The sequence below is a fragment of the Methylobacter luteus IMV-B-3098 genome, from assembly GCF_000427625.1.
Taxonomy (GTDB): domain Bacteria; phylum Pseudomonadota; class Gammaproteobacteria; order Methylococcales; family Methylomonadaceae; genus Methylobacter; species Methylobacter luteus.
The window spans coordinates 4,258,625-4,280,806 of the sequence record NZ_KE386569.1; the positions used below are offsets into that span (position 1 = coordinate 4,258,625).

Genomic DNA, 22,182 nt, shown 5'->3' on the forward strand with positions numbered 1-22,182 from the left:
AAAGCGAGTCTGAACAGGGCGTTCAGTCGCTGGGATTAGACCCGAAACCGGGCGATCTATCCATGGCCAGGCTGAAGGTGAGGTAATACTTACTGGAGGGCCGAACCCACGTCTGTTGAAAAAGACGGGGATGAGCTGTGGATCGGAGTGAAAGGCTAATCAAGCTCGGAGATAGCTGGTTCTCCTCGAAAGCTATTTAGGTAGCGCCTCGTGTATAACTGTTGGGGGTAGAGCACTGTTTCGGCTAGGGGGTCGTCTAGACTTACCAACCCGATGCAAACTCCGAATACCAACAAGTTTCAGCACGGGAGACACACGGCGGGTGATAAGGTCCGTCGTGAAAAGGGAAACAGCCCAGACCGTCAGCTAAGGTCCCCAAATCTATGCTCAGTGGGAAACGATGTGAGAAGGCACAGACAGCCAGGAGGTTGGCTTAGAAGCAGCCACCCTTTAAAGAAAGCGTAATAGCTCACTGGTCGAGTCGGCTTGCGCGGAAGATTTACCGGGGCTAAGCATAGTACCGAAGCTACGGGTTCATCCTTTGGATGAGCGGTAGAGGAGCGTTCTGTACGCCTGCGAAGGTCGATTGAGAAGTCGGCTGGAGGTATCAGAAGTGCGAATGCTGACATGAGTAACGATAATGGGGGTGAAAANCCCCCACGCCGAAAACCCAAGGTTTCCTGCGCAACGCTAATCGACGCAGGGTTAGTCGGTACCTAAGGCGAGGCCGAAAGGCGTAGTCGATGGCAAACAGGTTAATATTCCTGTACCAGTGGTAACTGCGATGGGGTGACGGAGAAGGCTAGGTCAGCTGCCGGTTGGAAGTGGCAGTTTAAGCACGTAGGCAGGGCTCTTAGGCAAATCCGGGAGTCTATATGCTGAGGTGTGACGACGAGTCGCTCTTTTGAGCGACGAAGTGATTGATGCCATGCTTCCAAGAAAAACCTCTAAGCTTCAGGTTATCAGTGGCCGTACCCTAAACCGACACAGGTGGGTGGGATGAGAATTCTAAGGCGCTTGAGAGAACTCGGGTGAAGGAACTAGGCAAAATGATACCGTAACTTCGGGAGAAGGTATGCCTTTGGTAGGTGTAGTCCCTCGCGGGCGAAGCCGACGAAGGTTGCAATAAATTGGTGGCTGCGACTGTTTAGCAAAAACATAGCACTCTGCAAACACGAAAGTGGACGTATAGGGTGTGACGCCTGCCCGGTGCCGGAAGGTTAATTGATGGGGTTATCTTCGGAGAAGCTCTTGATCGAAGCCCCGGTAAACGGCGGCCGTAACTATAACGGTCCTAAGGTAGCGAAATTCCTTGTCGGGTAAGTTCCGACCTGCACGAATGGCGTAACGATGGCCACACTGTCTCCACCCGAGACTCAGTGAAATTGAAATTGCGGTGAAGATGCCGTATACCCGCGGCTAGACGGAAAGACCCCGTGAACCTTTACTATAGCTTGACACTGGACTTTGAACCTACTTGTGTAGGATAGGTGGGAGGCTGTGAAGCACCAACGCTAGTTGGTGTGGAGCCAACCTTGAAATACCACCCTGGTATGTTTGAAGTTCTAACCTCGACCCGTCATCCGGGTTAGGGACAGTGTCTGGTGGGTAGTTTGACTGGGGCGGTCTCCTCCTAAAGAGTAACGGAGGAGCACGAAGGTACCCTCAGCCTGGTCGGAAATCAGGCAATGAGTGCAATGGCATAAGGGTGCTTGACTGCGAGACGGACAGGTCGAGCAGGTACGAAAGTAGGTCATAGTGATCCGGTGGTTCTGTATGGAAGGGCCATCGCTCAACGGATAAAAGGTACTCCGGGGATAACAGGCTGATACCGCCCAAGAGTTCATATCGACGGCGGTGTTTGGCACCTCGATGTCGGCTCATCACATCCTGGGGCTGAAGCAGGTCCCAAGGGTATGGCTGTTCGCCATTTAAAGTGGTACGCGAGCTGGGTTCAGAACGTCGTGAGACAGTTCGGTCCCTATCTGCCGTGGGCGTTTGAGATTTGAGGGAAGCTGCTCCTAGTACGAGAGGACCGGAGTGGACGAACCTCTGGTGTTCCGGTTGTCACGCCAGTGGCATGGCCGGGTAGCTATGTTCGGACAGGATAACCGCTGAAAGCATCTAAGCGGGAAGCCCCTCCCAAGATGAGATCTCACTGGGACCATGAGTCCCCTGAAGGGCCCTGAGAGACGATCAGGTTGATAGGCACGGTGTGGAAGCGCAGTAATGCGTGCAGCTAACGTGTACTAATTGCCCGTGAGGCTTGACCATATAACACCCAATCAGTTTGGGTAACAACTGACCGCTTTTGAAGCGAGTATTACGGATTTCCATGCGGCAGGGCGACAGCGCCTGCCAAACCAGTTTGCTTGGTGACCATAGCGAGCGTGAACCACCCGATCCCATCCCGAACTCGGAAGTGAAACCGCTTAGCGCCGATGATAGTGTGGCAGTTTGCCATGCGAAAGTAGGGCATTGCCAAGCGCCAATCCCAAAACCCGGACCCGCCAAGGCCCGGGTTTTTTTTTGCCCCCGCTCAGGCCGCCCGCGTCTCGCCGCCCAGCAGCGTCAGAATCTCGCCGGTGATGTAGCTGGAGTCGCTCGGCGAGGCAAAAAAGACAGCAGAGAGATTCTACGGCAGCTTCAGTGATGCTCATGAAACCGGGTTAAGGCCGCTTCGATCAAGTCAACTGCCTTTTTCGTACCTTGTCCGGACTCAATCTGATCTTTGGCTTTCAGGGCATTTAACGGCAGGTTTGCTGATTGCAATACAGCTGTTATTCTTTCTGATAACACGGTGGCGGTTGCATTTTTAGCAAGCAGAGGCGCTGACGCAAGACCTAAATGTTGCAGTTGGTACGCCCAGAATAGTTGTTCATCCATAAAAGGCACTACGATTGAGGGGCAACCGCTCAGCGTGGCAGTATGAGTGGTTCCGGCTCCGCCGTGATGCACAACGGCCGCACAATGCCTGAATACCGTCTGATGAGGATGTTTGCCAACAAAATAAATATCTCCATGCTGTGTTTCGGGCGGATATCTATCAGAACTGGTTTGAATGATTGCGCGGCAGTTTGTCTGTTGAGCCGCCTCGATAAACAAATTCATGCTCCAGTCAGGCACCGCTTGCTGCAGGCTGCCGAACGTCATGTAAACAGGCTTTTCTCCCTGTTCAATAAACTGTTGCAGGTTTTTTGGAATTAGCCAGGTTTCAGCCGTATCCGACAAATTTAGAAAACCACAGACTTGATGAGTCGGATGCCATTGGTTCTGATAAGGACAAAATAGCGGATCGACAGCCACCAGATTAAGAAAATTCGAATTCAATAACTCAGGAAACACATGTTTAAAGGCGGGCATGCCTTCTCTAAGCCAGAGCTTGCTTAGACTGTTTTTTAATGCAAAATCAAAAATATAATCCAGAATATGCCATTGAAAGCGGTTAATTAAGGCACCTAAATCAGGGAACCTAAAAGGGGGGTGCTCAGTCATGGCAATTGCACCATGACAAAATGTCACGCTAAAGTGTGGCTTTTTCTGTTTACTGGCAGCCAGTTTCAACGGGTACAAAAAGTGGTGACCAATAACGCAGTCATTTTCTTCAACCAGCCGCTTGGAAGCCTCATAGATAGCTTGCTCATAAGGGAAGAAGGCAGCTTCGAGTAAAGCATTAAGCCATTGCAACGTGTTCATTCTGAACGTTTTTTGTGCAAAGCTGGGCATATCAAAATCGATGTGGGCCGGTATTTGTCGATAGCGAATAGCCAGCCGTTGACACATATCCGCATAGCTGCTGTTATCGATACTGCTGACGACTAGCGTTACCTGGTGCCCTGCTTTTTGTAATTCCTCGGATAAAGCCAATAGAGGCCGGATGTCACCATTGGATCCCCATGTTTGTATGCCTATATTCATGATTAGCTTTCTTTTAGTGCAGGTGAATTGCCAGCCAGACCGTGTCAACTTCCGGCATGGTCCATTCGACGCGATGTTTGACATTTGCTGGGATTAACAGATAATCGCCAGCTTTTAATGCGATGCGCATTTGATCTTGTTCATAAACGATAACTGCTTGGCCTTGAAGCAGTATGACCCATTCATCAAAGTCTTGGTCATACCAATAGCCTTCAGATGTAACATGACCTCTAGAAACAATGCGTTCAATATGAATATTATCCCGCTTGAGTATGCATTCAAATAACTCTTCGGGTAGTTGCGAGGGGATATCGCTGAAAATATTTGAGCAATCCGGTTTCATGGTTTGTTGGTGGATAACGATAACCATACTAACGATATAGCGAGGCAAACCGATTGACAATGATTATTTAGCATTTTGTGATATCGAGTTTATATCAGGCATTGATAGCAATTCAGCCAATAAAAAGGCACGATCTTGTACAATGTCACATTACCACAGATATTAGCTGTAGATAATCAGCGGAATTCTACCCACAAAGGGAGCAAACACATCAATGATACCGAATAGCAATTTATTCGAGTCAGTTGCCGTTATTGGCGGCGGTCCTGCCGGACTGATGGCTGCAGATGTTTTAAGCCAAGCCGGTGTGAAAGTTGATCTTTACGATGCGATGCCTTCTGTAGGAAGAAAATTTCTGATGGCCGGCAAAGGCGGCATGAATATTACTCACTCCGAGCCAATTGACAAATTTTTGTCGCGTTACGGTTCGCGGAGAAACTATATCGAACCGATGCTTGCCGCCTTCGGACCGGAAGCGCTGCGAAAATGGCTGCATGAACTCGGTATCGACACCTTTATCGGTACGTCAGGTCGAGTCTTTCCAGTCGATATGAAAGCGGCACCTTTATTACGGGCATGGTTGCACAGACTGCGCCTAGCCGGCGTGAATTTTCATATGCGCCATCAATGGTCAGGTTGGGCTGGTGGCAGGAGCGATATATTGTGTTTTGCTACGCCAACAGGTATTCGCAATATAAAAGCCGATGCTGTAGTGCTGGCATTGGGCGGAGGGAGTTGGGCGCAGCTCGGCTCAACAGGTGCCTGGGTACCTCTGCTTACTGAGTGCGGCATTGAGGTTGAACCCTTGCGCCCATCAAACTGTGGGTTTGATATAGATTGGAGTGAATATTTTCGTAGCCGATACGCAGGGCAACCTTTGAAGGCAATACAGCTAACTTTCCTGGATTCGGAAGGCGTCCAGTTTCATCAATCGGGCGAATGTGTCGTGACTGATTACGGTATTGAGGGTGGCTTGATTTATGCGCTATCAGCGCCTTTGCGTGAGCGGATTGTTACAACAGGAGCCGCCGAGATACACATTGATTTGGCGCCTGGTAAGACACGGCAGTTTGTGATTGACAGACTATCTCAGCCGCGCGGTAAACTTTCCGCGGCGAATTATCTACGCAAGCGGTTAGGTATCGATGGTGTGAAAGCCGGTTTGTTGCGAGAGGTATTGTCGGCACACGAATTCGCCGACCCTGTACGACTCGGTTCGGCCATCAAGGCATTGACGATTAAGCTAAAGGCTACTAGGCCGTTAAATGAAGCAATCAGCACTGCCGGAGGTGTTGCTTTCGAAGCTTTGGACGAGCGATTAATGCTGCGTACAATGCCTGGCGTATTTTGCGCAGGCGAAATGTTGGACTGGGAAGCACCAACTGGCGGCTATTTGCTCACGACCTGTTTTGCAAGTGGATACGTGGCAGGAACTGGTGTTTTGGCTTGGCTGGAATCTATAGGCAAAATGCCCACAGTAGCGCCTCGAATTGCTATTGATTCATCACTCAATCAATAAGACATAAATAAAAAATCTATCTTAAACAAATCCTATCAGCCCATAGGTAAGGACCACTATGAAAATTCCAAAAAGTATCGAACCATTAGTCCGCGATGGCCTTATCGACGAAGTTATTCGACCGCTAAAAAGCGGTAAAGAAGCGGCGGTCTATATCGTGCTTTCGGAAGGGGAAATCCGTTGCGCCAAAGTCTATAAAGACATTAATAAACGCGGTTTTCAAAAACAGGCTCAATATCAGGAGGGACGCAAGGTTCGTAACAGCCGCCAGGCACGTGCCATGGAAAAAGGCACTCGTTATGGACGTAAACAGCAGGAAGAATTATGGCAAAATGCCGAGGTCGAGGCGTTGTACCGGCTTGCTGCAGCCGGCGTGCGAGTCCCTAAGCCTTATAACTTTATCGAAGGAGTACTGTTGATGGAATTGGTGACCGATGAAGACGGTAGCGCTGCTCCCAGACTGAATGACCTCGAATTAACCCGCGAACAAGCGCTTGAATACCATAGCTTGCTGATCAGGGAAGTCGTAAAAATGCTCTGCGCCGGGCTCGTTCATGGGGATCTTTCTGAATACAATATACTGGTGGATAGCAATGGGCCTGTCATCATCGATCTGCCGCAAGCGGTTGATGCGGCGGCCAATAATAATGCCGGCCGAATGCTGGAGCGCGATGTCGCCAATCTGGCCGACTATTTTGGTCGCTTTGCGCCTGAATTACTTGCCACACAATATGGCAAGGAAATCTGGAAACTCTATCAGAGCGGCATTTTACTGCCTGAAACCGAGTTGACCGGCCGCTTCAAAAGCCACGATAAACGGACAGACGTCAAAAGCATCATGCGCGTTATCAATCATGCCAAGAAAGAGGCGATGCGGCACCACAATGAAACGGAAAATTTCAATTAGACTCAATGTCTAGAGTTACAGCCGGAAATTTCCCCAGTTTATTTCTTAATCTGATAGATCGGTGCTTCTGGCATTAAGCAAAGAGAAGCATAGTCATTTTTCTATCGATTCAGTTCGTCTGAACACTTATTGTCTGCCGTGCTCCTTCAGCAATTCGGACAGAAAATCCTGATGCCCTCCTTAGCAAAAATAGTCCAGCATAGATTTCATATATGAATTATCTTACGATTAGGGCAGCGTCTGTTTTTTGTAGATATTAATCAGGAGAAGGGCTTATCATGAATATTGCAGATATTGATTTTGCCGCATTATTAGATAAAAGCGTTGTTTTTTGCCGGCGAATATCGAAATGGCTAGATAAAGTTAAAGTGCTGGATTTTTTTGCTCCGTTATTGCTAAGGCTTTATCTCGCGCCTGTTTTATGGATGGCCGGTGCCAAGAAGATCGGCAGTTTTAGCAGTACGGTCGACTGGTTCGGCAATCCAGAATGGGGTTTGGGCATGCCATTGCCCTGGCTGATGGTTTTATTAACAATAACGGTTGAGATTCTGGGCGCTTTATTCTTGCTGTTCGGATTCGGCGTGCGCTTGATTGCTATTCCGCTCATGGTCGTGATGATTGTCGCAGCCGTTACGGTGCATTGGCAATACGGCTGGCTGGCAATCGCTGGAGATAGCGGTTTATTTGCGACTGATAGAACAATAGCGGCAATGGAACGATTGGAGCAGGCTAAGTCTATACTGCAGCAGTATGGCGATTATGCCTGGCTGACTGAGAAAGGCAATTTTGTCGTGCTCAATAACGGCATTGAATTTGCCGCGACCTATTTCATTATGCTGCTGGCACTGTTTTTTATGGGCGGCGGTCGCTATGTCAGTGCCGATTATTGGCTGGGTCGTAAATATATGGCACAAGAGGTATAAGTATGCTGATCAAAGGCAAAACAAACATTCTAAGCAGCGAAATCACGGACCGGGCGGTTTTTGAGTCGCGCCGGCAATTCATTAAAGCGGCAGTCGCCGGCTCGGCGGCGCTGATGCTGTCAGGACTGGCTAATGCAGAAAGCGGCAAATACGCCGATGTGCTCACAGGGCCTTATTCGGAACCTTTGTCACCGACTGATTACGATGACGTCACCAGCTACACGAATTATTATGAATTCTCTACCAATAAAAAGGATGCATCCAGGCTGGCTCGGTCCTTAAAAACCAGACCCTGGAGCGTAACGGTGGAAGGCGAGGTGGGCAGACCGGGCGTTTATGATCTGGAAGATATTTTAAAAGATAATCCACTACAGGAACGCATTTACCGTTTCCGTTGCGTGGAAGCCTGGTCTATGGTCGTGCCATGGATAGGCTTTCCGCTGGGCGAGATGCTGAAACGGTTTGAGCCAACGTCAAGCGCAAAATTTGTCGAGTTCACGACGCTTTATAACCCGGACGTTATGGTCGGCCAGCGAACCAGTGTTCTGGAATGGCCTTATGTGGAGGGACTAAGAATCGATGAGGCCATGCACCCGTTAACGATCATGGCTACCGGCATGTATGATGATGATCTGCCCAATCAGAACGGCGCGCCATTGCGCTTGGTTGTGCCGTGGAAATACGGCTTCAAGAGCATCAAGGCAATTGTTAAAATCCGCCTGCTGGAAAACATGCCTGATACGGCCTGGAATAAAAGCGCGCCGAGGGAATACGGTTTTTATGCCAATGTCAATCCGGAAGTCTCCCATCCGCGCTGGAGCCAAAAACGTGAACGAGTGCTGGGAAGCAGCATTTTTTCAGCCAAACGTGACACTGAAAAATTCAACGGTTATGGCGAGCAGGTAGCAACGCTTTATAGCGGCATGGATCTAAAAAAATATTTCTGATGTCGCTCGATAAAAAGTACTGGATGGCTATCAAAGCCGGCGTTTTTTTGCTGAGCCTTTTACCATTTATATTGCTATTTAAAGCGGCCTTCCAGGACCAGCTCGGCGCCAACCCGGTGCAGGCACTGCATCACGGCTTCGGTGACTGGACATTACGGTTTATATGCATAGGTCTGGTGCTGACACCGTACAAAAAAATAACCGGACAAAGCTGGCCGATGCGGTTTAGACGCATGATGGGGCTATTTGCCTTTTTCTATGCCACATTGCATTTTCTGGCCTTTACCGTCCTTGATTTGTCTTGTTCCTGGGCCGCATTTAAGGACGAGGTGCCGGAAAGCCCTTATATTCTGATGCGACTGCTGACTTTTTTCCTGATGATCCCGCTGGCGGTCACCTCGACAAAAGCGATGCAAAAGCGTTTGGGAGCGAACTGGAGAAAATTGCATAGGCTGGTTTATGTCATAGCCATTACCGCGCTAATTCATTACTTTTGGCTGGTTAAAGCCGATTACAGTCAGCCTCTTGTTTATGCGTTGATTCTTTTCTTGTTGCTGGCTTGCCGCGCGCTGCTGTTTTTATGGAAGAAAAATAAACAAAACCAGTATGTCTGGGCCAACAAATATAAACAGGTTTAGCCTACGTCAAAAGACGTTAATTGTTCATCAGGCTGTAATTCAGTTATTTCTATATGATCAACGCGAGCCGTTACCGGTCCTTTATGACACCATCGGATGAAGTCTTCAATGGTGCCACTTTCGGCTTCCGCAATGATTTCAACGCGTCCGTCCGGCAGGTTTCGGGCACTGCCTTTCACGCCTAGCTGCTTGGCCTTGTTCTGGGTAAAGGCCCGAAAATAAACGCCCTGTACTCGACCTGAAACCAGAATCTTCACTTTACGCATCATGCCTTAATTCTCCAGCAATAGTGGATTTTCGGATTGCGGGCAAAATCCTCGGGGATAGTGGCCGCGGTAATATCCTCAATGATTAACCCGGGCAGGGCTGTGCTGTCGAGTTTAAAGCGCCTGAAATTGGTCGAGAAGTATAAAACGCCGCCCGGCGCCAACAGTGAAACCGCATTCTTGATCAAGGACACATGGTCGGTCTGTACGTCAAACACGTCATCCATGCGTTTTGAATTGGAAAAAGTCGGCGGGTCGAGAAAAATCAAATCATACTGTCGACTGTAGGGTTGCTTGGCTTCGGTCGTCAGCCATTCCAGGCAGTCAGCTTGGATGAACTCATGTTCGCCCTGTATAGTGTTCAACTGCATGTTCTTTTTGGCCCAATTCAGATACGTATGGGACATATCGACGGTCGTGGTCGACAGAGCGCCGCCGACGGCGGCATGCACGGTCGCGCTGCCGGTATAGGCAAACAGATTCAAGAAACGTTTGCCTTGGGCTTGTTTCTGGATCATCAGGCGAATAGGGCGGTGATCCAGGAACAGGCCCGTATCCAGATAATCTTCAAAATTGACCAGCAATTTGCAGCCGCCCTCTTCGATGACATGAAAAACGCCGGAGTCGCCGTGTTTTTCATACTGGTCGGTGCTTTTTTGCTTGCGGCGGATCTTCAGAAAGACTTGGTCCGGTCTGATCTGGAGTACGCGCGGTATTTCTGCCATTACGCCGGCCAGCCGCTGGTCGGCTTTGCGCTGATCGATACTTTTGGGCGGCTCGTATTCCTGGACATTGATCCAGGTTTGCTCTCCCTGATAAATATCAACAGCGACCGCGTACTCCGGCAGGTCGGCATCGTAAACGCGATAGCAACTAATCTTGTTTTGCTGAGCCCATTTGGAAAACTTTTTAAGGTTCTTTTTGAGACGATTGGCGAACATATCGGCCCCGGCATCAACGGATTGCTTCTTGTTGGCTTCGGTGATCTGGCTAAGCCTCTCATCCTGCGTTTTGGCTTTAGGTGTGAAAAAAGCACTTTCTTCAATGGTAAAGCGCAGGAGTTTGCATTCGAGCGCGCCATTAAACAGGGTAATCGGTTTTTGCGAGCGTATGCCCAAGCGAAAACCCAGTTCCGGATTGCTGATGATCATGGCGGCCTTCCAGCCGGTGAAATGCGCTTTCAGCGTATCGCCGAATCGCTTGTATAGCTCGGCAGTTTCCGGCTCGTCGCCGAGCCGTTCGCCATAAGGCGGATTACAGATGACCAGGCCCGGCTTCCAGCTTTCCGCCGGTTGCGCGTCGCTGATATCGCGGCGTTCCACATGGATTTTATGTTGCAGGCCGGCATTGGTGATATGTGTTAAGGCAGCATTGATGGCGTGGCGATTCTGATCGAAGCCGACAATAACAGGCAGTTTTTCGAGCCCGGCCGTTTTCCGCTGTTCGGCTTCGGTGCGCAGTTTTTGCCAGCATTCGGAATCGTGTTTTTTCCAACCGGTAAAACCGAAATAATCGCGCAGCAGGCCCGGCGCATAATCGGCGGCGATCATCGCGCCTTCCAGTAACAAGGTGCCTGATCCGCACATCGGATCAATCAGTGAGCCATTTTTTCTGGCAATTTCAGGCCAGCCGCTGCGCAGCAACATGGCCGCGGCCAGGTTTTCCTTGATCGGGGCCTTGATATTGATATCGCGATAACCGCGCCGGTGCAGGCTTTCGCCGGAAAGGTCCAGGCTGAGCTGAGCCGTGGTTCCGTGCAGATACACATTGACACGAATATCGGGCTGGTCGGTATTGATGTTCGGGCGTTTCTGGAATTTGGCGCGCATTTGGTCAACAATCGCGTCTTTAACTTTTAAAGCGCCAAAATGAGTGTTGTTGATGACAGGGGAGTTCTTGGCGCTGAACGAGACAGCAAAGCTGCCTTCCGGCTGCAAATGCTCGAACCAGTTGATTCGTTTGACGCCGTAATAAAGATCATCCTGGGTTTTGACATCAAAAGAACTCAGTACCAATAAAATCCGGTTTGCCGTTCTGGACCACAAACATGCACGGTAAGCTGTCTCCAGGTCGCCTTCAAACGCGACGCCCGCCAAGGTTGGCTTGACATGCTTGATGCCGAGATTCTGGAGCTCCTCGGCAAGAATGGTTTCCATCGCTTTGGGTGTTGTGGCAAATAATTGGTAATCAGGCATGGTCAAACAAGGCCGGGGAGAAATATCGGTTGGCTATCGGCCTCAGCATGGTTTTCGGCCGATAGCTTCTGTGGGTATGGCGCCAGATTAACGTACTCAGCGCCAAATAGGTGCTTTTTTATTGAATATTGATCAGTTCAACGTCAAAGATCAATGTTGAGTTCGGGCCAATCAGGCGTCCTGCGCCATGAGCGCCATAGGCTAAATCTGACGGGATATAAAAACGATACTTGGCGCCTTCCTGCATCAATTGAACGCCTTCGGTCCAGCCGGGGATGACGCGGTTTAGCGGGAATGTGGCGGGTTCGCCTCTACTGTAGGAGCTGTCAAACTCATTGCCGTCAATCGTTGTGCCCTTGTAATGCACAGTTACATTATCAGTGGCAGAAGGTGTCGCGCCTTCGCCTTTTTTCAGAATTTCGTATTGCAGACCGCTCGCTGTCGTGATGATATTGGGCTTTTTAGCATTTTCTGCGAGGAACGCTTCGCCGGCAGCTTTATTTTCTTCGGGTGTTGTGGCATTAGCCATTGAAAACATAGTGATTCCTACAAGAATGATAGTAATAACTGAAAGAATTCGAGTTTGAAGTTTTCTCACGGTTTCCCCTCCTCTCATACGGTAAATGTGAGACACGTAGTTTATCAAAAAACCGGCTTTTGCTGTTTAATTCTTGTTGCAAGTGTTTAATTGACTTTGAAATATTTGCGCTCGCCTGGCTACTTTGTTGGCTACCTGCATCAACCACGGTTTTTTCAGGTAGTTTTTGCGTAGATAACCACCATGTCCTTCATGGTAAGCAAGGTATAAATTTCTTGTATCCCATTTCGGGATGCCCAGTTTCTTGTAACTGATGTTGCAGTACCAGCCGATAAAATCCGCCGCATCGTCAAATTCATCACGATCAGCCCACCAACTGCCGGCATTGTCAACATAACTGTCCCAGGTTTCATCCTTGGCTTGTGCATAGCCATAGGCGCTGCTGGACCTGAACCAGGGAATAATGCCCAGCAGCCAGGGACGGGGAGGCTGCGCATCGGCGACAAAATGCGATTCCTGATGCATGATCGCCATCTGGACATGGACAGGTACCCCCCACTTTTGGAATGACTTTCTGGCATCGTCATACCAGTCATCTTTTTCTCTGAAAGTCGCGCAGATATTGTCACTGTTTTTAGGCGGCATAGTCATGCAAGCTGTTAAGGAGCATAACAAAACCAATGTGAACGGTTTCTTCATGGCAGGGCAGGAGAATTAAAATAATGAAGATTACGGATAGAGCTAAAAAAACAAACGATAATAGAAACTCTGCAATATAATGACATGTCATAATCTTGTACAGCAAGCAAATTGACATTAACAAGTAATCAAGCAGAGACACCCCCTGATGTACTATCTAGAACGACCTTATCGTAGAAATTTGACATCGAATGGTTCGATTTATATGGGTGGCGAAGAGCGGGCAGTTACGATTAAAAATATGTCGATAACCGGTGCACTTGCCGAATTAAACAGTAAGCAGGGCTGTGAGAATATCCGGGATATTTATAATGTATTGTCGGCATCGACAATGATTGATGTGAGCCTTCCTGAAATGCGTTTAGTCGGCGGCGCGGAGGTCGTCAGGGTCGATATGGATGACGAGCGTACTTTCATCGCCATGGAGTTTAAGCATATCGGCCATGACGTGGATAACCTTCTGTATAAGCGAAAATTTTACAGAGCAAATCTTGCTGCGCCAGGGCGCATTTTCTTAAATGGTGAATATTGGGAATTTACTACCGTCAATGTTTCAGCGGATGGTTTAATGATTCATCTAGCTGAAACAATAGCCGTCGAAGAAGGTCTGATAACTGTGTTTGAATTTGAACAACTGGAGTTGGAAGGGCAGACAAAAGTAATGTGGGTTAATCATATTACCGACGTCGGAACAATGATCGGTTTACAGTATATATATATAGTCAATACAGCTATTGACGGAATTCCTGTTTTAATCTGAAACAAACAGCATAACCTCTTGCCACCAGGGCATGTCAGACGACAGCGGCAGACTGTTATGGCTGGCGCTTTTAAATATCCAGTGTTTTTTGCGGTGTTGCAGTGAATCGAACAGGTTCTCACCGTATTTTACGGGAATGATTTCATCGGCTTCGGCCAGCACAACTGCCGTGTTTCCCGTGTAGTGCCGCAGATTTTTGATATTGTCGAATCGATCACGGATTAACCATTTTGCCAGCAAAAACTGGTAATGATGGTGAGCGACATTAGCCAGGCTGTCAAATGGCGCGACTAGGACTATGCCTTTTACCGGTACCTGTCCGCTGGCTACGATGCCTGAAACGACCCCGCCGCCCAACGACTCGCCCCACAGAAAAAGCGGCCCGCCAAAATCATGCAGAGCTCGTTTCGCCGTTTCAATGCCATTCGAAATCAATACAGTTTCCGAAGGATTGCCCGCTCTGGCGCCGTAGCCCGGGTATTCGGCCAGGATGACGCGGTAACCGAGCTTTTCCAGAGCTTGTGAATAATAGATGCGATTGATTGCCGAGCCGGCGTTGCCGTGGAATACGACAATCGTGCCTTTATCAGCCGTTTGTGGTGTTTGTGAGATCAGCCCGAGGTAATCATCATTCGTTGGCCAGAGTTTGAGATTAAATTGCCGGGTCAGTTCCTGTTGCCGGTCTGGCGAATACTGTTCGGGAAAATAGATCATTTTTCGCTGAAACAGAAAAACGATCAGCAACAGAAGCAAATAAAGCAATAACAGCGACAACATGCGCTTGGCGATCATGTATCGAACGGACCTAGGAATCTGTGTATTTTTGCCTATCCCTGTTTGTCCAGTAAGCTGTGGCCAGTTCGTGCGCCTGCTGCTGTGTATCGGCTTTGCCTAACAGTTTCAGCGCAATCGCAGCCGTGCCTATGATGGAGGCTTCCGCAAACTGGTCCTCAATGTTACCCTGCCAGATCAAAGCCAGCTGTTGCGGATCGAGCAGCTCCGGTTTGACATGGCGGTGCGTAAATAAAGCCGGCCAGCTTTCGTCGGACAATTGTCCGTTATGTACACTTTGCACCAGACAATCCATGTCTGGATTGCGTTCGGTCTCGCCGCCTTCGCCTTTCAATACAGCCATGTGAGGCTGGTTCAGCAAGGCGGCGGCTTGTTGATGAACCGGGCGGTAACCGGGATGGAAGATGCCCTGAATGCTATAGTCGGCATTAAAAGGATTCAACAAGCGAACCAGCGTATGAACCGGAGAGCGCAAACCCAGCAGCGGTCGCAGTTCTATGATTTCGTGCAGTTTCGGGCAAAAATGCTCCAGCGACAGATAGCTGAAATGGTGCTGCTCGATTTGCTGCGCGGCTTCCTCGATGGAACTGGCCGGCTGGAGGTTTAAAAATTTCAGCACGTCCTGCGTGTAGATTCTGCCGGCTGTGTGACCTTCCGCGCCATGCATGAAGACCTTGATGCCGTTTTCGGCCAGTAACAAGGCTGACAGCAGAAACCAGGGCAGATGACGCCGCTTGCCGGCATACGATGACCAGTCCAGGTCGACTTTAGCAGAATGCCCGGCAAAACCGAACGACTCCTGCGCGGCCTGGACAAAGCCAGCCAATTCTTCCGGCGTTTCTTCCTTGACCCGCATCAGCATCAAAAAAGCGCCCAGCTGGATAGGCTGCACTTCTTCAGCCAGAATCATTTTCATGGCCAGATAGGCTTCATCCTGCGTCAGCGGCCTTGAGCCTTTCTTACCTTTGCCGAGAATACGGATATAGCCGGCGAACGGATGTTCCGGATGGGGTGTCTGTTCGTGGTGGGTCAGTTTCATAAAGTCAGTACCACATAATGGTCGATTAACAAGGCGGCGAACATAACCATCAGATAAATAATCGAATAGCCAAAAGTTCGCATGGCGGTTCTGTCATCTTTCCTGCGCATCATCAAAATGGCGAAATAGATAAAACCCAGGCCTAACGGCACGGCGGCCGCCAAATAGATCAGTCCGCTCATGCCGGTCAAATAAGGCAGCAGTGTCACGATCAGCAGTAGTACGGTATAAAGCAGAATATGCAGGCGGGTAAATTCCGGACCGTGCGTAACCGGCAACATCGGGATTTCAACTTTGGCGTATTCCTCGCGGCGGGCGATGGCCAACGCCCAAAAATGCGGCGGCGTCCAGACAAAAATGATCAAAAACAACAATAAAGCATAAGGATGTATTTCGCCGGTCATGGCGCACCAGCCAAGCAACGGCGGCGCCGCTCCGGCCGCGCCGCCAATCACGATGTTCTGCGGCGTCATTCTTTTCAGGTAGACGGTATAGATTATGGCGTAACCGATTAATGACAGAAAAGTCAGTACAGCCGTTAGCGTATTAACCATGAAAATCAGCAATGCCATCCCTATGGAACCTATAACCAAGGCAAAAATAATGACATTCTTGGAACTCAGTTCGCCTTTCGGTAAAGGGCGGTTTTGGGTTCGCTTCATTTCCGCATCAGCTTTCTGATCGATGAAATGATTGACTGCCGCCGCTGAAGAGGCCGCCAGCGCAATGCCTAAGGTGCTGTAAATGAGCGTATCCAGCGGGGGGATTCCCGGAACCGCCAGCAACATGCCGACAACCGCGGTAAACACGATCAGTGTAACCACTTTCGGTTTGCACAGCTCAATATAGTTTCGCCAGGAAAGCAAAGTAGAGTCGCTCGTCATTATTTAATAAATTCCAACTTTTTCATTATTGTATAGAATACCGTGAACGATTAATTATTGAAATAGTCGGAAGCACTACCATTTAGATTAAAGAGGGAGTTATGAATAATCGATTACTATTTGCAATATTGTTATGTTTGCCGGCCTTTTCGAGCAGTGCCGAGACAAAAGTATCGGAACGAATTTTAGGAAACGGATTAAAAGTTCTGGTCCAGGAAGATCATCGATCCCCGGTCGTGGTTTCCCAAGTTTGGTACAAGGTCGGTTCCAGCTACGAGCCGGGCGGTATTACCGGCATTTCCCACATGCTGGAACATATGATGTTCAAAGGCACGGATAAGCATCCGGCCGGTGAATTCTCCCGCATCATCGCTGAGAACGGCGGCGATGAAAATGCCTTTACCGGCCAGGATTACACGGCCTATTTCCAGACCATGGACAAGTCCAGACTGGAGGTCAGCTTTGAGCTGGAAGCGGACAGAATGCGCAATCTGCATCTTCTCGCTGATGAACTGAAGAAAGAACTGCAAGTAGTAACCGAAGAACGCAGGATGCGTACCGATGACAAGCCGAGGGCCAAGATGCAGGAATACTTCATGGCCATGGCGCACACCAACAGCCCTTATCGGAATCCCGTAATCGGCTGGCCCGCCGATATCGCCAGTTACACCGTGGAGGACCTTCAGGCCTGGTACCAGCGCTGGTATGCGCCGAATAATGCCACGCTGGTCGTGGTCGGCGATGTCGAGCCGAAGGCTGTTTTCGATCTGGCCGAAAAATATTTCGGCGCGTTGAAAACCAGTGAAATCAAACCATTAAAACCGCAAACCGAAGTCGAACAGATCGGCGTCAGAGAGATGGCGATCAAACTGCCGGCAAAACTGCCTTACATCGTCATGGGTTATAAAGTGCCCAGCCTGAAAACGGCAGAGAAGGAGTGGGAAGCCTATGCGCTGGAAGTGCTGGCCGGCGTGCTGGATGGCGGCAATAGCGCCAGATTGGCGTCAAGACTGGTGCGCGGCAAGCAAATCGCGGTCTCGGCGGGCGCCGGGTACGATCTGACTTCGCGGCTATCAGACCTGTTCACACTGGAGGCAACCCCCGCCGATGGCAAGACGGTTTGGGATCTGCAGTCGGCCCTGAAGGATGAAGTGGTCAAGCTGCAAAATGAGTTGGTCAGCGATGAAGAATTGCAGCGCATCAAGGCGCAAGTGCTGGCCAGCGACATTTACCAGCGCGATTCGATGTTTTATCAGGCCATGCAGTTGGGCATGACTGAAACGGTCGGTCTGGGTTGGCCGACAGTGGACGAATACGTCAAAAAGGTCAATCAGGTAACGGCGGAGCAGGTGCGCGATGTCGCGCGTAAATATCTGATCAAGGATCACTTGAATATCGCTTATCTGGAGCCCCAGGAAATAAAAGAAAACAAAGCAAGCCCAACAACCCAAGGAGAGCATGATGCGCGCTAGTTTGATAAGTATCGTTTTTTTATTGTTTAGCCAGACGGTCTGGTCGGCGGCCAAGATTGAACACTGGCAAATGGCTCAAGGTAGCCGGGTTTATTACGTTCGTACAGAAGGTCTGCCGATGGTTGATATTCAGGTGTCCTTCGATGCCGGCAGCGCGCGCGACGGCTCCCAGTTCGGTATTGCGGCTTTGACATCGGCGCTGCTGGATACCGGGGCCGGAGAGTGGAATGCCGATGAAATAGCGCAACGTTTTGAAAGCGTCGGTGCGGATGTCGGCTCGGGTATTTCCAATGACATGGCCTGGGTATCGCTGCGGACACTGACCGATAAAAAATTGTTCGATAAAGCGCTGGAAACGCTGCAAGTCATGCTGGCCAAACCGACATTTAACGAGGCTGATTTTCAGCGTGAGAAAAACAGGACCCTGGCCGGACTGAAACAACGCGAAGAGTCGCCTGCCGAACTGGCGCATATCGCTTTCTATAAAGCTGTCTATGGGGATCATCCTTATGCGCATCCCAGCGACGGCGTCATCGAAACGGTAGCCGGTTTCAGCGCCGATGATCTGCGCGAGTTTTACAAGAAATATTATGTGGCGGCCAACGCCATTGTCGTTATCGTCGGGGACTTGAGCAAAGAGCAGGCCGAGCAGACGGCACAAAATCTGGTCGCGGATCTGCCGACAGGCCAGAAACCCGAGCCGTTGCCGGAAGTTGCGATGCCGAAGAAAGCGACACAGCAGCAAATCGATTTTCCTTCAACGCAAACGCATGTGCTGGTTGGCATGCCAGGCACCTATCGTAAAGATCCAGACTATTTCAGTCTGTATGTCGGCAATCATATCCTGGGCGGCGCCGTCCTGGTTTCCAAACTCTTTAATGAAATCAGGGAAAAACGCGGGCTGGCTTACAGCGCCTCCAGTTCATTCGTGCCGATGTTCAGAAAAGGGCCGTTTGTGGCTAGCCTGCAAACACGCAACGATCAGACCCAGGAAGCCCTGAAAGTGCTCAATAAAACGCTAGCGGATTTCATCAACGAAGGCCCAACGGAAGCCGAGCTTACGGCCGCCAAGAAAAATATCACCGGCGGCTTCGCGATGCGTTTCGATACCAATAAGGAACTGGCCAATTATGTATCCATGATCGGTTTTTATGAGCTGCCGCTGGATTATCTGGACACGTTCCAGCAAAAAATCGAGCAGGTGACGGTCGCTTCGATCAGCGGTGCCTTCAAGCGCCACATTGATCCGCAATTGCTGCAAACCATCACATTAGGTGGAGCTCAAGCGAAAAGTGAAAAATAAGCTCAGGATCATCGGCGGGGAGTGGCGCAGCCGGCAGTTGAGTTTTGTCGACTTGCCCGGCTTAAGGCCGACGCCGGCAAGAGTGCGGGAAACGCTGTTCAACTGGCTGCAGTGCGGTATCATCGGCAAACGCTGCCTGGATTTATATGCAGGCAGCGGCGCGCTGGGGTTTGAAGCGGCATCCAGAGGCGCCGCCTCGGTCATACAGGTAGAAAGCAACGCCCAGGCCTGTCGAAGCTTAAAGGAAAATTCAGCCGCATTAGCCGCCGGCCAGATCAAGATCGTGCAGATGGACGTCTTGCGCTATCTGGCCGGCGATGCCGAAGCGTTTGATGTCGTCTTCATGGACCCGCCGTTCGCCCAAAATCTGGCCGTTCAAACCTGCCAGTGGCTGGAGGAAAAAGGCTGGTTGGCCGATCACGCCAAAATCTATGTCGAAACGGAGCGCAAGCTCGATCTGGCCGGCATGCCGGCCAATTGGCAGTGCCTGAAAAGCAAAGCCGCAGGCGAAGTCGGCTATCACTTATTTGAGCGATTCGGCTGATTTATTTTTTCAAGCCGGCATCTTGATATAAAATAAGCGGTTTTTTACAGCTGTCATATGAACATTACCGCGATCTATCCTGGCACATTCGATCCCATCACCAACGGGCATCTGGACCTGATTGCCAGAGCGTCCAAACTTTATGACAAAATCATCGTCGCTGTCGCCGTCAACCGCGGCAAATCGCCGCTGTTTTCGATTGAAGAGCGCGTAGCGTTAGTGCGAGGCGTAACGACTGAATACGCGAATGTCGAGGTGATCGGTTTTGACAATCTGTTGGTCGATTGCGCCAAACAGCAGGGCGCGCATGTGGTTTTGAGGGGTTTGCGCGCCGTTTCCGACTTCGAATATGAATTTCAGCTGGCCGGTATGAACCGGCGTCTGGCCCCGGACCTTGAAACGGTTTTTTTAACGCCGGCCGAACAATATGAATTTATTTCTTCGAGTATGATCAGAGAGATCGCGCAGCTGAAAGGCGATGTGTCGAGTTTTGTCCCTGATCTTGTGCTACAACATTTGATTGGGAAATTTAGTTAGGAGTAAGTATGTCCCTCTTTATAAGTGATGAATGTATCAATTGCGATGTCTGTGAACCCGAGTGCCCGAACGGCGCTATTTCCCAGGGCGAAGACATCTACGTCATCAATCCTGCAATGTGTACCGAATGCGTAGGCCATCATGATGTGCCGCAATGCATAGAGGTGTGTCCGGTCGACTGCATCGACAAAGATCCCACGCATGTCGAGGATAAAGACAGTCTGTATCAGAAATATCTGAAACTGACGCAGTAATATCTTTCTTTACGGCGAAGATCACGGCGTTTTATCGGCGTATCTTCGCCTCAAGCTTTCTAAACCAATCCAGACTATCCAAAGTCGTTCCCATCGGCTTATATTCGGCGCCAACCCAACTGTTATAACCGGACTCTTCAATCGCCGAAAAAACCGGTTCAAAATCGATCTGGCCGGTGCCGGGCTGAGCGCGGCCGGGGCAGTCGGCAAATTGGATATGGCCGATCTTGTCGACATGGTCGGCAATAAACCTGGCAGGCTCCTCATCCATCATCTGCATGTGATAGATATCGTATTGCAGGAACAGATCGGGATGGTCTAGTTCGTCCAGCACGGCCAGCATCTGCGCGCCGCTGTGGATGATAAAGCCGGGCATATCATAGGTATTGATCGCTTCAAAAACCGTTTTGATGCCCAACGGTGCAAAGGCATCGGCGGCAAAGTACAGGTTTTCCTTAAAGGTTTTCATATACTCCGGCAGGCGGCTTTCATCCAGGCAGCGCCCCGGCAGCACATTGATCGCGACCGGTTTCAGCACCTCTGCATAAATGAGCGTTTGTGCGACCGCCTGCCGGAACAGGGGCTGTTTTTCCGGTACGCAGACCAGTCCTTCGCCGCCCTGTAGCAGATCATCAGCATCGACATTGAACAGCACCAGCTTTTGTCCGGCGGCAGTCAGCGCCTGTTTTAGCGTCCCGGCATCCAGCGCATACGGAAATTGAATTTCGACGGCATTAAAGCCCTGTCGACTCGCCGCCTCGAAACGTTCGATCAGTTCGACTTCAGTAAACAGCAGGCTCAGATTAGCGGTAAAGTTAAGCATCGGTTTTGTCGAACAGCTTGATTAACGTGGACGGGTCCTGTTCCAGAAAGCCTTGCCGTCCGTGCAATTGCATCAGCTGTGCGGCTAAGGCGGACATCGGCACAGCGTTGCCTTGCCGGGTCGAGACGTCGACGGCCATGTTGAGGTCTTTCAGCAGCGTCTTGACGCGCCATTTGATCGGCTCAAACGTCCCGGTCGCCATTTCGGGGCCTACAATCTGCAGCGGTTTGGAGTCGGCGAAACCGCCGGCCAGCGCGGCCGGTATTTTTTCGGCATCGACGCCGGCCTGCCTGGCCAGCGCCATCATTTCGGCGATGACCATGACATTGCAGCTGACGATCATCTGATTACAGATTTTAGTCATTTGGCCGCTGCCGACATCGCCCATGTGCGTTAATTGCTGATACAGCGGCGCCAGCACATGACGCGCAATAGCGATGTTTTCAGCGCTGCCGCCGGCCATGATCGCGAGATTGCCTTGCTGGGCGCCAGCGACGCCGCCCGAAACCGGCGCATCCACCCAGCCCATGCCGCAGGTTTCATGCAATGCCGCAGCCAGTCGTTTCGTCGTTTCGGGATGAATGCTGGAGAGATCGATCAGCAGTTTGCCGGCCGAACCGCTGGCCAGAATATCGGTTTTAACAATGAACTCGACGGCGGCCGTATCGGCCAGGCACAAAATGATGACATCGGATGTCTGAACCAGGTCTGCGAGTGAGCTATAGGCTTGTGCGCCGGCCTCGGTGACCGGGATCAGCTTCTCGGGACTGCGGTTCCAGACGTTGACCTTAAAGCCGGCATCGAGCAGGCGCAAAGTCATCGGCTTACCCATCAGGCCAATGCCGATGAAGCCGAGTATGTATTGTTTATCTGACATGAGG

At 50.3% G+C, this 22,182-nt stretch carries 22 protein-coding genes and 2 rRNA genes (1 of these 24 running past the window's edge); 13 read left to right on the forward strand and 11 right to left on the reverse strand.

The window, feature by feature from the left end; all coding sequences use genetic code 11:
* Together METLU_RS0122095 and rrf are read left to right on the forward strand one after the other, a co-directional pair.
* Nucleotides 1-2,274, forward strand: a 23S ribosomal RNA gene (locus METLU_RS0122095) (it extends 620 nt beyond the left edge of the window).
* Nucleotides 2,275-2,371: 97 nt separating this feature from the next.
* A 5S ribosomal RNA gene (gene rrf / locus METLU_RS0122100) occupies nt 2,372-2,487 on the forward strand.
* Between the two features lie 159 nt (nt 2,488-2,646).
* On the opposite strand, the gene METLU_RS0122105 is transcribed toward rrf, so the two are convergent.
* Together METLU_RS0122105 and METLU_RS0122110 are read right to left on the reverse strand one after the other, a co-directional pair.
* The gene (locus tag METLU_RS0122105; protein ID WP_196806589.1) at nt 2,647-3,867 is read right to left on the reverse strand and encodes a glycosyltransferase; all 1,221 of its coding nucleotides are present in this window, start codon (nt 3,865-3,867) and stop codon (nt 2,647-2,649) included.
* 64 nt (nt 3,868-3,931) lie between these two features.
* Nucleotides 3,932-4,261: a cupin domain-containing protein gene (locus METLU_RS0122110; RefSeq protein ID WP_027160093.1), complete on the reverse strand. Its 330-nt coding sequence runs from the start codon at nt 4,259-4,261 to the stop codon at nt 3,932-3,934.
* Nucleotides 4,262-4,475: 214 nt separating this feature from the next.
* On the opposite strand from METLU_RS0122110, the gene METLU_RS26260 reads away from it, so the two are divergent.
* From METLU_RS26260 to METLU_RS0122135, 5 genes are all read left to right on the forward strand, one after another.
* Nucleotides 4,476-5,780, forward strand: a complete 1,305-nt coding sequence (locus METLU_RS26260; protein ID WP_051300134.1) for a TIGR03862 family flavoprotein — start codon at nt 4,476-4,478, stop codon at nt 5,778-5,780.
* Nucleotides 5,781-5,838: 58 nt separating this feature from the next.
* The gene (locus tag METLU_RS0122120) at nt 5,839-6,687 is read left to right on the forward strand and encodes a PA4780 family RIO1-like protein kinase (protein WP_027160094.1); all 849 of its coding nucleotides are present in this window, start codon (nt 5,839-5,841) and stop codon (nt 6,685-6,687) included.
* Nucleotides 6,688-6,965: 278 nt separating this feature from the next.
* Nucleotides 6,966-7,610 (forward strand): HvfX family Cu-binding RiPP maturation protein, encoded by a 645-nt coding sequence (locus METLU_RS0122125; RefSeq protein ID WP_027160095.1) that lies wholly within the window; start codon nt 6,966-6,968, stop codon nt 7,608-7,610.
* A gap of 2 nt (nt 7,611-7,612) precedes the next feature.
* Nucleotides 7,613-8,557, forward strand: a complete 945-nt coding sequence (gene msrP / locus METLU_RS0122130; protein WP_027160096.1) for a protein-methionine-sulfoxide reductase catalytic subunit MsrP — start codon at nt 7,613-7,615, stop codon at nt 8,555-8,557.
* Nucleotides 8,557-9,195 (forward strand): protein-methionine-sulfoxide reductase heme-binding subunit MsrQ, encoded by a 639-nt coding sequence (locus METLU_RS0122135; RefSeq protein WP_036243410.1) that lies wholly within the window; start codon nt 8,557-8,559, stop codon nt 9,193-9,195. The genes msrP and METLU_RS0122135 overlap by 1 nt, the downstream gene beginning before the upstream one ends.
* On the opposite strand, the gene METLU_RS0122140 is transcribed toward METLU_RS0122135, so the two are convergent.
* From METLU_RS0122140 to METLU_RS0122155, 4 genes are all read right to left on the reverse strand, one after another.
* Nucleotides 9,192-9,461 (reverse strand): acylphosphatase, encoded by a 270-nt coding sequence (locus tag METLU_RS0122140; RefSeq protein ID WP_081679259.1) that lies wholly within the window; start codon nt 9,459-9,461, stop codon nt 9,192-9,194. The two genes, METLU_RS0122135 and METLU_RS0122140, sit on opposite strands and share 4 nt — an antisense overlap.
* Nucleotides 9,461-11,656 carry a bifunctional 23S rRNA (guanine(2069)-N(7))-methyltransferase RlmK/23S rRNA (guanine(2445)-N(2))-methyltransferase RlmL gene (gene rlmKL / locus METLU_RS0122145; protein WP_027160099.1) on the reverse strand — a complete coding sequence of 732 codons (2,196 nt, stop codon included), beginning with the start codon at nt 11,654-11,656 and terminating at the stop codon, nt 9,461-9,463. The genes METLU_RS0122140 and rlmKL overlap by 1 nt, the downstream gene beginning before the upstream one ends.
* A gap of 118 nt (nt 11,657-11,774) precedes the next feature.
* A complete protein-coding gene (locus tag METLU_RS0122150) occupies nt 11,775-12,254 on the reverse strand; it encodes an FKBP-type peptidyl-prolyl cis-trans isomerase (protein WP_027160100.1) in 480 nt (159 codons plus the stop codon).
* A gap of 66 nt (nt 12,255-12,320) precedes the next feature.
* A complete protein-coding gene (locus METLU_RS0122155; protein ID WP_407939100.1) occupies nt 12,321-12,845 on the reverse strand; it encodes a transglycosylase SLT domain-containing protein in 525 nt (174 codons plus the stop codon).
* 196 nt (nt 12,846-13,041) lie between these two features.
* On the opposite strand from METLU_RS0122155, the gene METLU_RS0122160 reads away from it, so the two are divergent.
* A complete protein-coding gene (locus METLU_RS0122160) occupies nt 13,042-13,653 on the forward strand; it encodes a PilZ domain-containing protein (RefSeq protein ID WP_036243412.1) in 612 nt (203 codons plus the stop codon).
* Here the strand turns inward: METLU_RS0122160 and METLU_RS0122165 are convergent.
* The 3 genes from METLU_RS0122165 to cyoE are packed head-to-tail and all read right to left on the reverse strand — an operon-like array spanning nt 13,645 to nt 16,368.
* Complete coding sequence (locus tag METLU_RS0122165) at nt 13,645-14,445, reverse strand: alpha/beta hydrolase (protein WP_036243414.1); 801 nt, start codon at nt 14,443-14,445, stop codon at nt 13,645-13,647. The two genes, METLU_RS0122160 and METLU_RS0122165, sit on opposite strands and share 9 nt — an antisense overlap.
* 13 nt (nt 14,446-14,458) lie before the next feature.
* On the reverse strand, nt 14,459-15,484 hold the full coding sequence (locus METLU_RS0122170) for a glycosyl transferase family protein (RefSeq protein ID WP_027160104.1): 1,026 nt from the start codon (nt 15,482-15,484) through the stop codon (nt 14,459-14,461).
* Nucleotides 15,481-16,368, reverse strand: coding sequence for a heme o synthase (gene cyoE / locus METLU_RS0122175; protein ID WP_027160105.1), 888 nt, complete (start codon nt 16,366-16,368; stop codon nt 15,481-15,483). The genes METLU_RS0122170 and cyoE overlap by 4 nt, the downstream gene beginning before the upstream one ends.
* Nucleotides 16,369-16,469: 101 nt before the next feature.
* On the opposite strand from cyoE, the gene METLU_RS26265 reads away from it, so the two are divergent.
* From METLU_RS26265 to METLU_RS0122200, 5 genes are read left to right on the forward strand one after another with little or no spacing between them, the layout of a single operon-like run.
* A complete protein-coding gene (locus METLU_RS26265; protein WP_036243416.1) occupies nt 16,470-17,840 on the forward strand; it encodes a M16 family metallopeptidase in 1,371 nt (456 codons plus the stop codon).
* Nucleotides 17,830-19,143, forward strand: a complete 1,314-nt coding sequence (locus METLU_RS0122185; protein ID WP_027160106.1) for a M16 family metallopeptidase — start codon at nt 17,830-17,832, stop codon at nt 19,141-19,143. The genes METLU_RS26265 and METLU_RS0122185 overlap by 11 nt, the downstream gene beginning before the upstream one ends.
* Nucleotides 19,133-19,687 carry a 16S rRNA (guanine(966)-N(2))-methyltransferase RsmD gene (gene rsmD / locus METLU_RS0122190; protein ID WP_027160107.1) on the forward strand — a complete coding sequence of 185 codons (555 nt, stop codon included), beginning with the start codon at nt 19,133-19,135 and terminating at the stop codon, nt 19,685-19,687. Before METLU_RS0122185 ends, rsmD begins: the two co-directional genes overlap by 11 nt.
* A 57-nt stretch (nt 19,688-19,744) precedes the next feature.
* A complete protein-coding gene (gene coaD / locus METLU_RS0122195; RefSeq protein WP_027160108.1) occupies nt 19,745-20,224 on the forward strand; it encodes a pantetheine-phosphate adenylyltransferase in 480 nt (159 codons plus the stop codon).
* Between the two features lie 8 nt (nt 20,225-20,232).
* Nucleotides 20,233-20,478: a YfhL family 4Fe-4S dicluster ferredoxin gene (locus METLU_RS0122200; RefSeq protein ID WP_027160109.1), complete on the forward strand. Its 246-nt coding sequence runs from the start codon at nt 20,233-20,235 to the stop codon at nt 20,476-20,478.
* A 31-nt stretch (nt 20,479-20,509) separates the two neighbouring features.
* Here METLU_RS0122200 and METLU_RS0122205 read toward each other — a convergent pair whose 3' ends face one another.
* Both METLU_RS0122205 and METLU_RS0122210 read right to left on the reverse strand, forming a co-directional pair.
* Nucleotides 20,510-21,301 carry a hydroxypyruvate isomerase family protein gene (locus METLU_RS0122205; protein ID WP_027160110.1) on the reverse strand — a complete coding sequence of 264 codons (792 nt, stop codon included), beginning with the start codon at nt 21,299-21,301 and terminating at the stop codon, nt 20,510-20,512.
* A complete protein-coding gene (locus METLU_RS0122210; protein WP_027160111.1) occupies nt 21,294-22,178 on the reverse strand; it encodes an NAD(P)-dependent oxidoreductase in 885 nt (294 codons plus the stop codon). The genes METLU_RS0122205 and METLU_RS0122210 overlap by 8 nt, the downstream gene beginning before the upstream one ends.
* Nucleotides 22,179-22,182 lie beyond the last annotated feature (4 nt).

What these genes read in the sequence shown, in the direction of transcription:
- METLU_RS0122210 (WP_027160111.1), bottom strand. Translation starts at nt 22,178, where the DNA reads ATGTCAGATAAACAATACATACTCGGCTTCATCGGCATTGGCCTGATG.
- METLU_RS0122125 (WP_027160095.1), top strand. Translation starts at nt 6,966, where the DNA reads ATGAATATTGCAGATATTGATTTTGCCGCATTATTAGATAAAAGCGTT.
- cyoE (WP_027160105.1), bottom strand. Translation starts at nt 16,368, where the DNA reads ATGACGAGCGACTCTACTTTGCTTTCCTGGCGAAACTATATTGAGCTG.
- METLU_RS26260 (WP_051300134.1), top strand. Translation starts at nt 4,476, where the DNA reads ATGATACCGAATAGCAATTTATTCGAGTCAGTTGCCGTTATTGGCGGC.
- METLU_RS0122155 (WP_407939100.1), bottom strand. Translation starts at nt 12,845, where the DNA reads ATGACTATGCCGCCTAAAAACAGTGACAATATCTGCGCGACTTTCAGA.
- coaD (WP_027160108.1), top strand. Translation starts at nt 19,745, where the DNA reads ATGAACATTACCGCGATCTATCCTGGCACATTCGATCCCATCACCAAC.
- msrP (WP_027160096.1), top strand. Translation starts at nt 7,613, where the DNA reads ATGCTGATCAAAGGCAAAACAAACATTCTAAGCAGCGAAATCACGGAC.
- METLU_RS0122185 (WP_027160106.1), top strand. Translation starts at nt 17,830, where the DNA reads ATGCGCGCTAGTTTGATAAGTATCGTTTTTTTATTGTTTAGCCAGACG.
- METLU_RS0122110 (WP_027160093.1), bottom strand. Translation starts at nt 4,261, where the DNA reads ATGAAACCGGATTGCTCAAATATTTTCAGCGATATCCCCTCGCAACTA.
- METLU_RS0122170 (WP_027160104.1), bottom strand. Translation starts at nt 15,484, where the DNA reads ATGAAACTGACCCACCACGAACAGACACCCCATCCGGAACATCCGTTC.
- METLU_RS0122165 (WP_036243414.1), bottom strand. Translation starts at nt 14,445, where the DNA reads ATGATCGCCAAGCGCATGTTGTCGCTGTTATTGCTTTATTTGCTTCTG.
- rlmKL (WP_027160099.1), bottom strand. Translation starts at nt 11,656, where the DNA reads ATGCCTGATTACCAATTATTTGCCACAACACCCAAAGCGATGGAAACC.
- METLU_RS0122135 (WP_036243410.1), top strand. Translation starts at nt 8,557, where the DNA reads ATGTCGCTCGATAAAAAGTACTGGATGGCTATCAAAGCCGGCGTTTTT.
- METLU_RS0122120 (WP_027160094.1), top strand. Translation starts at nt 5,839, where the DNA reads ATGAAAATTCCAAAAAGTATCGAACCATTAGTCCGCGATGGCCTTATC.
- METLU_RS26265 (WP_036243416.1), top strand. Translation starts at nt 16,470, where the DNA reads ATGAATAATCGATTACTATTTGCAATATTGTTATGTTTGCCGGCCTTT.
- METLU_RS0122160 (WP_036243412.1), top strand. Translation starts at nt 13,042, where the DNA reads ATGTACTATCTAGAACGACCTTATCGTAGAAATTTGACATCGAATGGT.
- METLU_RS0122200 (WP_027160109.1), top strand. Translation starts at nt 20,233, where the DNA reads ATGTCCCTCTTTATAAGTGATGAATGTATCAATTGCGATGTCTGTGAA.
- METLU_RS0122205 (WP_027160110.1), bottom strand. Translation starts at nt 21,301, where the DNA reads ATGCTTAACTTTACCGCTAATCTGAGCCTGCTGTTTACTGAAGTCGAA.
- METLU_RS0122140 (WP_081679259.1), bottom strand. Translation starts at nt 9,461, where the DNA reads ATGCGTAAAGTGAAGATTCTGGTTTCAGGTCGAGTACAGGGCGTTTAT.